9 protein-coding genes are annotated in these 11810 nt (G+C 49.7%); 4 read left to right on the forward strand and 5 right to left on the reverse strand.

Annotated elements, in window-relative coordinates:
• Positions 1 to 206: 206 nt before the first annotated feature.
• Together ABE504_RS06305 and ABE504_RS06310 are read left to right on the forward strand one after the other, a co-directional pair.
• Positions 207 to 2363, forward strand: a complete 2157-nt coding sequence (locus ABE504_RS06305) for an ATP-binding protein (RefSeq protein WP_430086011.1) — start codon at positions 207 to 209, stop codon at positions 2361 to 2363.
• Positions 2338 to 3036: a response regulator transcription factor gene (locus ABE504_RS06310; RefSeq protein WP_430086014.1), complete on the forward strand. Its 699-nt coding sequence runs from the start codon at positions 2338 to 2340 to the stop codon at positions 3034 to 3036. Before ABE504_RS06305 ends, ABE504_RS06310 begins: the two co-directional genes overlap by 26 nt.
• 53 nt (positions 3037 to 3089) lie before the next feature.
• Here the strand turns inward: ABE504_RS06310 and ABE504_RS06315 are convergent, their stop codons facing one another.
• Positions 3090 to 3248 (reverse strand): hypothetical protein, encoded by a 159-nt coding sequence (locus ABE504_RS06315; protein WP_430086017.1) that lies wholly within the window; start codon positions 3246 to 3248, stop codon positions 3090 to 3092.
• A gap of 145 nt (positions 3249 to 3393) precedes the next feature.
• On the opposite strand from ABE504_RS06315, the gene ABE504_RS06320 reads away from it, so the two are divergent.
• Both ABE504_RS06320 and ABE504_RS06325 read left to right on the forward strand, forming a co-directional pair.
• Positions 3394 to 4152, forward strand: a complete 759-nt coding sequence (locus ABE504_RS06320) for a peptidylprolyl isomerase (protein WP_430086020.1) — start codon at positions 3394 to 3396, stop codon at positions 4150 to 4152.
• A 23-nt stretch (positions 4153 to 4175) separates the two neighbouring features.
• The gene (locus ABE504_RS06325) at positions 4176 to 7247 is read left to right on the forward strand and encodes a peptidase domain-containing ABC transporter (protein WP_430086022.1); all 3072 of its coding nucleotides are present in this window, start codon (positions 4176 to 4178) and stop codon (positions 7245 to 7247) included.
• 1 nt (position 7248) lies between these two features.
• Here the strand turns inward: ABE504_RS06325 and ABE504_RS06330 are convergent, their stop codons facing one another.
• The 4 genes from ABE504_RS06330 to ABE504_RS06345 all read right to left on the reverse strand — a co-directional run bounded on the left by ABE504_RS06330 (position 7249) and on the right by ABE504_RS06345 (position 11784).
• Positions 7249 to 8145 (reverse strand): potassium channel family protein, encoded by an 897-nt coding sequence (locus ABE504_RS06330; RefSeq protein ID WP_430086025.1) that lies wholly within the window; start codon positions 8143 to 8145, stop codon positions 7249 to 7251.
• 563 nt (positions 8146 to 8708) lie between these two features.
• Complete coding sequence (locus ABE504_RS06335; RefSeq protein WP_430086028.1) at positions 8709 to 8855, reverse strand: hypothetical protein; 147 nt, start codon at positions 8853 to 8855, stop codon at positions 8709 to 8711.
• Positions 8856 to 8950: 95 nt separating this feature from the next.
• Entirely contained in the window at positions 8951 to 9805 is an 855-nt protein-coding gene (locus tag ABE504_RS06340; RefSeq protein ID WP_430086031.1) for a diguanylate cyclase domain-containing protein, read from the reverse strand.
• Positions 9802 to 11784 (reverse strand): cellulose biosynthesis cyclic di-GMP-binding regulatory protein BcsB, encoded by a 1983-nt coding sequence (locus ABE504_RS06345; protein ID WP_430086035.1) that lies wholly within the window; start codon positions 11782 to 11784, stop codon positions 9802 to 9804. The genes ABE504_RS06340 and ABE504_RS06345 overlap by 4 nt, the downstream gene beginning before the upstream one ends.
• Positions 11785 to 11810: the final 26 nt, after the last annotated feature.

Raw genomic sequence — 11810 nt, forward strand, 5'->3', positions numbered from 1 at the left:
ATTATGATTACTTCCGTTTTCTCGGAAGCCCTTCTAGTATAGCAAGAGTTGCTTTGTTCATTCAAAGGTTTGTCAGCAAAAAGATCCCCTTGAAATCTCTCCCAACTTCTCAGATAATACACTTTGAATACTAGGGCTGACAGTTCCATCGTAAACCTTAAGCCATATACAAATATATGTTGAAATCATTCATTCGGAGGAGATACATGAGACTTATCATAAACTTGCTGCTCAGCCTCCTCTTCTGCTGCAGCACGTCAGCTGCAGCCTGGGCTGCTGAGACAGGCGTTTCAACCACCACATTCACGGCAAAAAAAGACTTGCGGCAATGGCAGCCGCGTAAAGGTGAACTTGTCGACCTGGACGGGCCTTGGACGTTGTATTGGCAGCAACTGCTTACGCCGGACAGGCTCGCAGCCAATCCTCCGACAAACGCACTGAAGGTTTCCATCCCCGCGCAGTGGAAGTCCTACACGATGAACGGGCAAGCCTTACCCAATGAGGGATACGCAACGTATCGAATGACTTTTACATTGTCCGATGAGCCTCTTGAACAGCCGCTCGCTCTCTATCTCAACAATGTCGCTTCTGCTTATCGCCTCTGGGTCAATGGCCAGGAATTGAACGGCAACGGCATCGTCGGCATGGACGCTGCCCATATGGTTGCAAGAAGCTACCCCAAGATACAGTTCTTCGTGCCGCACAGCGGGGACAATGAGATTGTTATCCAGGTATCCAATTTTGCCCAAAGAACGGGCGGGATCTGGGAAAACATTCATCTTGGCGACGCAGAAATCATCGCCTCCAAGCATAGGGGGCAGGTCATGCTTTGGACCTTGATTACCGGCTGCTTGCTGCTGATGACGGTGTTTTCCATCTTCCTGTATTTGGCCCGTAAACAAGATCGTGCCGCTTTATGGTTCGGCCTCATCTGTCTGGCGATTTGCGTGAGATCATCGCTCCTTGGAGAATCCTCCGCTTATGTGCTGTTCCCATGGCTGTCCTGGGAATGGGGCGTGAAGCTGGAGTATTTGTCTGAAATTGCTACGATTCTTAACTTGGCTGCTTTTGTGAATAAGCAGTATCCGCAAGAGGCGGTCCGTCGCAGCTTGCCCCTTTTCGCTATCGCTTTAAGCGGATTTGCAGCATTTGTGTTGGTGACGCCGGCCAAAGTATATACGCAATACATGGTTCCCTATGTCATCATACTGCTGCTTCCCGTTTTCCTCTATGTGATGTACGTCTACCTGCGTGCCGCGCTGCGGCGAAGAACAGGCTCGCGAACGAATATGATTGGCTTTATCGTATTTTTTGCCGCGGTTATTGAGGAAATCTTATACTATGTCGGATATCTCCAATTCGGCGGGCTCGTTTCCTTCGGATTGCTCTTCTTCCTGCTCACCCAATTGCTGAATTTGTCTTTGCTATTCACGAGGGCGGTTACTCAGTCGGAGCTGCTGTCGAACAAACTTGATCAAGTTATTGCGTCACAAGAAGCGACGATTAAACAGCGTACTTCCTCTCTGCTAGCGTTGAATCTCCAATTGGAGCAGGGCAACCAGGAGTTGAGCCGAATCGAACTTGCTCGGAGTACGCTGCTGGCCGAGGTGTACCATGATTTGTCCACGCCAATTACAGCGATCAAAGGTTTAGCGAAAGGGATTAAAGCGGGAGTCATCCCCCAAGAAGAGGCGCCAACCTATGCAGGGCGAATCTATGAGCGCAGTTTGATGCTTGAGCGGCTGATTGATAATGTCATTGAGCTCAGTAATTTGAGAACAGGGGAAGTTCAACTGCAGCTAGCAGAAATTCCTCTGCTGCCTTTCTTGCGCCAATTAACGCATCGCTATGCCCCAGAAACAGCCGCACAGCACATTACCTTGACATGGGAGGAGCCGAGCTTCACAGCCCCGCAGAACAAGGATCTGATCGTCCGGATGGACCGTTTTCGCTTCGAACGGGTATTTGCCAATCTGATTTCAAATGCCGTGAAGTACACAGCTGGAGAAGGTACAGTCCGCGTATGGACCGACTTTCGACCACGCCTTCACGATCCCGAGCACGGGCTCGCGATCATTCATGTGAGCGATTACGGTATCGGCATCCCAGAAGCCGAATTGCCGCACATCTTCAAGCACCGTTACCGGGTTACCGGCAGTAACAACGCTGCGGGAAGCGGACTTGGGCTCGCGATTTGCCAGGAAATTGTGGCTCGCCATGGCGGCGAAATTCGTGCGAACAGCACGCTTGGTGTGGGAACCGATTTTCACATCACACTCCCGGCCACATTTGAGCCAATCACCGACGATTCAAATAAACATAAGGAAGGAGACGCACATGGACACGCGCATTCTGCTCATTGAAGACGACCCGGACATCTGTGATCTTGTCGCCATTTATTTACGTAATGAAGGCATGCGCGTCGACGTCGCTATGCATGCGGAGCAAGCGCTGGAGCTTTTTCAGCAATCGGTGTATCACCTGGTTGTTTCGGATATTATGCTGCCGGGGATGGATGGCATGCAGTTGGTGCAGCAGATTCGCAGCCGCTCCGACCTTCCTGTCATATTCTTGACCAGCAAAAAGGAGCCGCAGGATATAATCGCAGGGCTCCGGATCGGCGGCGACGACTATGTGACAAAACCGTTCGAGCCAGAAGTGCTTGTGGCTCGGGTGCTCGCCGGGCTTCGCCGTTATCGTACGACGATCGCCTCTGAACAAAGCGGCAGCGACGACGTATGGAAAGATGGTTGGCTGACTATCCACAAAAAACGGTACGAGGTCCTTGTGGATAACCAACCTGTTAAGCTTCCAGCCAAAGAGCTTCAACTGCTGCTCATGCTGTTGGAGCGACCTTCGCAAGTGTTCAGCGTCAGTCAAATTTACGAGCGGATCTGGGGCCTTGACGGCATCAGCGATGAGCGCACGGTGATGGTTCACATTCACAATTTGCGCAAAAAAATCGAAAAGGATCCGGCAAATCCCACTTATATTCGAACGGTACGCGGTTTTGGGTATACGTTCGGCGGACAATGAAAAAAGCCCCAGCCTCTTTTCAAAAAGGCATGGGACTTTACTTTTGGGACAAGTTACGGGCGAATTTTTACTTTCAAGACGCTAGGCTTAGAGCTTACTTTTAAATCTCCACCTTGCACCTCATTAAGCTGCTGCTCGGACAACTCTTCCGACAAATCAGTCAATTCGACGGATTCCACCTGATCCAACTTCTTTTCAGTGTTTTCAGCCATGTCTAACCCCCCTCTCATAATGGCCTGATTATACTTCAGGAAGTTTAAGTTTTGTTTAATTCCTCAAAAATAAATGAATCGCCATTTCGACAGCCTGCGTGCTAGAATGACACTACAATAACGAATAATGCGAGGGATGGGATGCTTGGAGACGACAGCTTTTACGACCATTCGAGTTGAAAATAAAACGATGAGCTTGAAGCAACTGCTTCAGCGATTGCGCATCAATCCCGCTTGGGCGGACCCCGATTGCTGCAAACGCGACCTTGTTCTCATTTGCTGGGCTGAATCGGAAGGGCTTACAGCGGCAAACGCCGATCTGCAATCGGCAGTGACGCAGTTTCGGCGAATGAACAAGTTGTATACTGCCGCGCAAGCAAGCGCTTGGCTAGAAGCTCGGGGCATGACTTTGGAGGATCTTGTCGAAATTTTGAAGCCTCAGATTCTGCACGCGGATTTGGCCCGGCATGTTATCTCGGACAATCGTATTCGACGGCGATTCATTGAAACGGCCTCCCTCTACGACACCGCTGAAATCTCCCGCCTTGTGACGAATGACTTCGGGATCGCCCAGGAGCTGCTTTTTCAAGTGGAAGATGGTGCTGACTTTCATGTCCTTGCGCGCAAATATTCATCAGATGAAGCCACAGCCAAATCAGGTGGGTACGCGGGGGTTGTAAACCGGGCGGACCTCGAGCCGGAAGTGGCGGCATCCGTATTCAGTGCTGAGCCGGGAGAAGTACTGGGCCCATTTGAACGGAGACGCGAATTTTCCCTCATTTATGTTGAAGCTCTATCTCCAGCTGAATTAAACGTGGATGTTGAAGCCCGCATTCGTGAGGAGCTCTTTCAGGAGCAGTTTACCACCTATCAGGCTTCACTGGACATCCAGGAATTTGTATAAGATTACGATAAGGAATGACGTATGTGACCGAAATTAACGCTGCTAATTTACATCATTTTCCGCTGTTCGATATGTTAACCGATGAGGAATTGGCACTGCTGTCCCGGCAATTAAAGCCTGCTTCTTATGCGATGGGGCAGACGATCGTGGATCGATCAGAGCCGCCTGACGCCTTATACATCATTATCGAGGGCAGGGCCAGGAAAATTGGTCTCAATCAGGCAGGAAAAGAAACCAATCTCGGCCTGCTGCTGCCTGGAGACCATTTCGGAGAACATAGCCTCTTCGGCAGTGAGACGCCGGCTGCCATAACGATTCGCGCTTCAACCCCGCTCGAAGTACTAAGGCTCGACCAAGACCAGTTCAAGGAGCTTGTTGAAAGACATCCCGACCTTGGTGCGTATTTTCGAAAATATATCGATTCCGATGTCATTCGTACGTTTCTGAAAAACAATACGCTGTTTACGCATGTCGACCAAGCTGCGCTGCGTTCTCTGCTCAATCGCCTGGAAATTTGCACGTATGAATCCGGCGCTTGTCTGGTTCGCGAAGGTGAGCCCGGGGACGCGTTCTATATTCTAAAAACCGGAGCAGCGCTTGTAGAGCGCGGAGCGGAGGCCGCTATTGTCAATCGGCTGTATCCGGGAGATTTTTTTGGCGAGTTGGCGTTATTGACCGGAGAACCGCGGAAAGCGACGATCCGCGCTGCTGAGCCCGTCACCGCCTTTCGACTGGGCCGAGACGACTTTGACGCGCTGGTTGCACAATTTCCGCGTATTTTGGAAGCGATTCGCCCGATCGCATCCCACTATTCTACCCAAGCGATGACGATGATTCATTCGCCCGAGCAATCCGAGCAGAACGTCGAGTCGGCAAGCGTTATGCCGCCACCGGACCAATCGGAGCCGTCGCCAAGAATGAGCCTCAGAACGTGGTTCTCCTGGAAGCGCCGACAAAAATACCCCGTGCTGCTGCAGCAAAGCGAAATGGATTGCGGGCCGACTTGCTTGACGATGATCGCCCGTTATTACGGGCTGAATGCCAGCGTGAACCGGATGCGGGAGCGCTGCAACGTCGGTGCGGAAGGTACGTCCATGCTGGGATTGATTGAAACGCTCGAATCGATTGGCTTCTCAGCCAAAGGGCTAAAAACGACAAGCAGCGTCCTGCATGAGCTGAAAACGCCGTTTATCGCCCATTGGAACGGCAACCACTATACCGTCGTTTATGAAGTCGGCAAGCATCACCTGCTTGTCGCCAATCCGGCATTGGGCTACCTCGACACAGTGCCGCTGGAGACGTTCAACAGCCATTGGACAGGACTCGTCATTACCTTGGAGCCGAATGAACCGTTGGCTGCGTTGGACGATACAGAAGTGCTGTGGAAACGGTATTTCGCGCATCTGAACCCTTCCCGAAAATTACTGCTCTCCACGCTCGGCTTATCCATCGTGACCGAATGCTTGCTGTTGGTATTTCCTGTCATGTCACAGCAAATCTTCGATCGCGTGCTGAACACCGCTAACTGGTCACTGCTTCATGTCATGCTGTTGGGAATGCTTACGCTCGTGCTATTCAACACCGGTTTTATCTTCCTGCGACAGAAGCTGATCGGAAAGCTGGCCTACGCGGTCGATCACTCGATGTTGGAGAGTTTCTACCGGCAGCTGTTCCGACTTCCCTTCTCCTATTTCTTCAAACGAACCTCGGGGGATATTCTGACGAGGGTCTACGAGAATGAAAAAATTCGCAGAATGATGACGGAGCATGCGATTGAGCTGGTGCTTGATGGGCTGACCTTGCTCGTATATGGCGGGCTCATGGTTTACTATCACTCGATGCTTGCCCTTGTTTCCTTTGCACTCATGCCGATATATTTCGCTCTTTATGCTGTGATGCTGCCGCAAATGCGCCGCAATTTTCGCAAGCAGATGATTGCGGAAGGCGAATCTCAGACGCAAATTGTAGAGGCCGTGAATGCGATTGCAACTGTGAAAGGACTCTCTCTGGAATCGTTTATCCGCAGCAAGCTGATGGCCAAGCTCAGCCGACTGTTCACGCTTCGACTGGAGGGCAGTCGGCTGGAAGCTGTTACCAGAGCCTCCTCTTCGGGGCTGCGTTCGGTTAGCAATGTCGCCCTGCTCTATTTAGGCTCACGCTACGTGCTGGCAGGCCAACTCTCCATCGGGGAGCTGGTCGCGTATACCGTGCTGTTTACATCGTTCCAATTCGCACTGGAACTGATTTCCCAGCGCAGCGGCGAGCTCGCCGAAGCCCGTATTTCCATGGAACGACTGAATGATGTATTTGAATCGACGCCTGAACATCCGCAGCCTGAGCTAATGCGCATGCTCCCGTCGATCCAGGGTCATATTCGCTTCGACAAAGTGTCCTTCCGCTATCACCGCGGCGGCAGCATGATCTTGCAGCATCTGGATCTCGAGCTTAAGCCGGGACAGACGGTTGCGCTCATCGGCCGAAGCGGTTCCGGCAAATCAACGCTCGCGAACCTGCTTCTCAAGCTGCTGCAGCCTTCGAGCGGTGAAATCTACGTAGACGGCTACCCGCTGCGCTCGGTGCATGCGGCTTCCATACGGAAGCAGGTCGGTGTTGTTCAGCAGGAGACCGTATTATTCAAAGGGTCTGTCCGGGACAATATTGCGATGAACGGCGAAGAAACCAGTCTGGAGGACGTCCAGCGGGCAGCGCAATTGGCAGGCGCACATGCGTTCATCGAATCGCTGCCGCTCGGCTACGATACGATGATCGGCGAAGGCGGCCTCCGGCTCTCCGGCGGCCAACGCCAGCGCATCGTCATAGCGCGCGCGCTCGTTCACAATCCGCGCATCCTCATCTTCGACGAGGCGACAAGCGCCCTCGATACGGAATCAGAGCGGATCATCCAGACGAATATGAGCGAGATGCTGCAAGGCCGCACAACGCTCATTATTGCGCATAGGCTCAGCACGATCCGCCAAGCGGACTTGATTGTTGTTTTAGACCAAGGCTCCATCGTGGAGAGCGGCACTCATGAGCAGCTTGTTCGCCAACAAGGTATGTACCATCACTTGCTTCAGCAGCAGTCGATTTCCTGATTCAAACGCTGTTTTTTATGTCGTTTGCTTTATTTTTATCGCTTGTAATAATTGAAACATAAATGCCAATCAAAAGCATACCTAGAAGTGCTTCCACCATAACAGCAACTCTAACAGTATCAGAGTTAGGTGCAATATCTCCAAATCCAAGCGTTGTAATCGTTACCGCACTAAAATACCAAAAATCTTCGATTTGGTACTCAATGTAATTATTTAATTTAATAACGATATCCAAAAATTTTCCATCCAATAATGTATGAGAATTCGCAATCATATTACTTAAATGAGTATCAATTTTCTCGTTATCGAAAACACTCAAATAAACATTTAATTCATTTTTATCAAAGTATAATCTGATTTGTTTATCAGGTTTTTCTAGCAGGTTCGTATTATTGGTTAATGTGCTGCTCTGCTCAAAATAAAACACCGATGTCTCAGCATCCCAAAATCTTTCTTTTTGTTTGTATAAATTAACTGTAACTTCTACAAACTCCTTATTTATTGAAGCACCCCAACTGGTTATAGAACTGTAACTTAGCATAGAAGGTTCAATAACGAGCGGTTGGGGTGATATCTTAAATGAGTAAAATGAGTACCCCTCTTTTCCTAACATATTTTCATAGATATCTCCCCAATCTTTTCCGCTCTGATCCAAAGTTAAATATTGATCTGAATCTACTTTCAAGTACTCCTTTTTATATTGATTATTGGCAAGTATACTTTTCAACCGGGTTGAATCAAAGCTATCGTAGGGACCTTCTTTTAAAAATCCTTTTAAAGTTGTTTCAATTCTCGCTTGCTCAGAAAACACAAAATCGTCTCCATTTGCTCTCTGTGCAATGTAATAATAAAAGGAGCCGAACCAAACCCAAACAAATAAATAAAGTACAATCGTCATTTGCTTTAATTTCCTCTTTATCCAATTTCTGTATCCACTGGAAAACATAATCGATATCAAAATTGACAAAGGATACAAAACTAGCATTATCCCTATTTCAAAACGTGTAATATAGGTTAAATTAAACAATTTAAACAAATGAACAATGACTCCTATAATAGACTGAAGAACTTCAAATCCAAAAAATGCATACAAAAAAAGGAGAATCTTTACAATATTTCTTCTAGTAACGAGATCTTTCACATTCACATTCCCTGTTTGAAGGACCGCTATAGAAGCACTTACTCCTAATAAGGATAGAGCAATCTGCTTGAGAATCAATAACAGCAAATAATGATTCGTAAAGTAAAGTGAATATTCAATGCTTGTAACAATAAATAATAGTGACATTAAACAATATCTAAGTATTGGTTTTTTTAATAAATCAAGTAAAAACATAAATTCTTCCCTTTCATTTGATAAATAATTCTGACCAACAACGCACAGCATGCTTCACCTATCCATCACCCAATACCCGTTCTTCCCCTGCCGTTTCACGCGATACATCGCCTTATCGGCGCTGTTCAGCAGCAGATCCACCGTTCTACAGAAAGCAGCCTATGCTCCAGCTTCTTTAGATTGCGAATCAGCACATCGATGCTCTTAAAGCCTAAGAACAGGATCGGAATCAGATGGGTAAAAAGAGGAACGATCACAGCCGCAACTGTCACAGAATCACACGCTTTCTCATGGGGTTGTCCTATTGTCGAGTGTAGCATATTCGTCCGAAAAGAAAAGCCCCAGCGACGCTGAGGCTCCTTCTCTTTTACACATCGTATTCGAGCTGCTTCTTCGCTTGAACGATAAATTCGAGCGGGTTCGTGATCACCGCAGGATCGTACTCGACAGCCCCCATTTTCAAGATGAGCCCGACACGGTATTTCTCGGCATATTCGCCCCGGTTCCACTCATCCACGGTTTTACGGAGCCTTTCGATCACAATGGAAGCCCCTGTTCGATCCGTGAACAGCAGCATCCCCCACATCGGATTGTCTTTGTTCAATAAATAGAGCGAGTCGTTCGTCCGAATGCTGGTCTGGCTGATTTTCGACAGGTCGTGAATCGCCTCCATCAGTTGGTCCACGCCGATCATGCGCCGGATTTCATCCCAATACTTCACACTAATGACCATGAGTGTCAGCGGGATCTGGTACCGCACAGACAGCGCCATGAAAATGGTCGCATCCGTTTGAAAGGATAGCGTATTTTTCAGGCTTGTCTTAGGATCGACGGTCGCGAGCGACTCGTTCTCTTTTTGCAATTGCTCGTTTTCGGCTTGAAGTTGACGGTTGCCTAACGTGAGCAGCCAGGTCGCAACGGTAAACACCGGCGTCATGATAAGCCAAAAATAATTTTGCGTGCCGATCACGCCGCCGACCACAACGGTCTGGTATAAGGTGAACGTGCCATAGCCGAAAATGAACAGGATGTTCAGGATCAGCCCGGTTGTCATGGTTGTGAAATACGTAATGACCGCAATGAGAAACGCGACGTTAAGGAAAATAATATTTTGCAAATACAGATTCGGATTGCTCGACGTAAACATGATACTGACCAAGGCAGCTAAAATAAACAGCAGAAACGCTGCATCCGAGACGATGCTGCTTCGAAAACGGCTCATCGCTTATCCCTCCGCTTCCTGATCGCGTATTTGCGAATCATGAGAATGAGCGAAAGTATGACGAGCAAAGCCACGAGGCCTGCCGCGACCATGAAGCCGAGGACGTCCTTTCGCGCGAGCACATTGTTCATCGCTGAGGATGGCGCGGCTGAAGCCTCTTTTTTGAAGCGATACGCTTGAATGTTGCCGTCGACATCGGTCACCGCCCCATCTCCGTACACTTTCCACAGCGATCCTTCCGTGCCGATAAGCTTGGAAGCCATATACACGTATTCCGGCCTGCTTCCTGTAATCGCGAGAAAGCCAAGCCCCTGCTCGTAAGGCGAATCTATCAGCTGCAGCGTTCCGATTCGCCCGCCGTAGCCGGAATCAATGCTCATTTTCTCATTCGAGACAAAGCCCTGCCCGCTGCCATCGTATTTGAAATACAGCTTATCGTTGTTCGCGGCTATCACTTCGTTGTCTTTGTAGCTGCCGATGGCGATAATTTGGCGCCCTTTCAGCTGATCAGGAGTAGCACCGCCCTCGACATAACGGATCGAGCCTGTATTCGTCTGCGCGTAGCGGCCAAGCAAATTAAACACATTAGTGAGCGTCTCGTATAAGTACGTGTCGCGGGAATTCGGAAGGACAACCGTCACCTGATTGTAGCTGCCATCGCGCAGGAGCGGATACGGATAGTTGTTGAAGAGCAGTTCCGTCCTGTCCTTCGTGTTGAGCTGCAGCATCGAATCCTTCTCAATGAAGGCCCAAGGCATTTGATCCTCGTTCGTGATACAGCCGGCATTTTTCAGTTCAAGATCGAACGCCGCTTTCACGGTAAAATTGCCGCTGATATTGAGCGACTTCGGAATCGTCAAATCCATGTGATCGCCATCGGCCAGCTCGCTGGTCAGCTTTTTGCTGCCGATGGGCGTATCGTTGACCAGAATCGTGATCAGCGAACGGTCAAAATCCAGATTGCGGGCGTAGCGGAAATTGATCCGCATTTTGCTGGCGTCCGCAATGGAGCGATTGCCAGGCAAGGTAATAAAATACGCTTTCTCCCGATGGCGGTCCCCGGTAAGCTTGTCGCCGGTTTCGGTCAATGGCACATTGCGGCTGATCGTGACTGCAGGCGTATCCACCTCCGTGCTGTCCACAATTTCCTTGCGGGGATTGGCGATCTGGCTCAGCAGCTCCTGATTCGCCCCGAGCCGCCCTGCTTTAATGAGCAGCGCTTCGTTCGCGGACGTGATCACGAGCGTTTTGTCCCCGTTAAGTTCAATCAACTGTAGAATGGCTTTCTTCGTCAAATCTTCGGTCGGAAGCGCCGCCTTGACCTCTGCCGGGAGATGGTCATAGGTGCTGAGCAGAATGAGGGCGCTTTTTGTTTGCGCCAAATCCGACGTATACGTCACCAACGGAATCGGCTTGTCTGAGACCTGATTCGCTTTCGCAAAGCCCGAGAGCACATACGTAGCGGCTTCCAGCTCGGTCGGGGAGCTGTCCGGCATCACGGCAATTGCATTGAGACCGTTCGTGACGGTATCCTGCCCGATAAAATGAAGCTGAAAATCCCGAATGCTGTCCGAGACCGATTCGATCGCATAATTGACGGCAATCCGCGAAGATTTAGCAATTTGCAGCCAGCTGTCCCGATAATCCGTCGGCAAGCACGCATTTTGAGCGGCGGGAGCCGCGGTCTCCAAGTGCCCCTGCACACTCAGCGAGTTCACCCCTTTGATGAGGAGCGAAGCGGGAACCGACACGTCGAGCTGCTGCTCAGGCTTGTCGGCAAGCTTGGGCCGGAACGAATACACCGGTGTATCGTTTACATATAACGTGATGGAAGAACGCTCATTTTGCATAAGAGGCGAAAGCTTATAATCCAGATGAAGGTCGCTACTAGCCACGTTCCAGTAGCTCTCGACGCGAAAAAATTGCTGAGCATATGTATAACCGCCTGTCAGCGACGTGTCCGACAGATGTGTCTGCATCTGCTTGAGGTCGTTGGCATCTCCTT

It is taken from the genome of Paenibacillus oryzisoli (assembly GCF_050467285.1).
GTDB lineage: Bacteria > Bacillota > Bacilli > Paenibacillales > NBRC-103111 > Paenibacillus_E > Paenibacillus_E oryzisoli_A.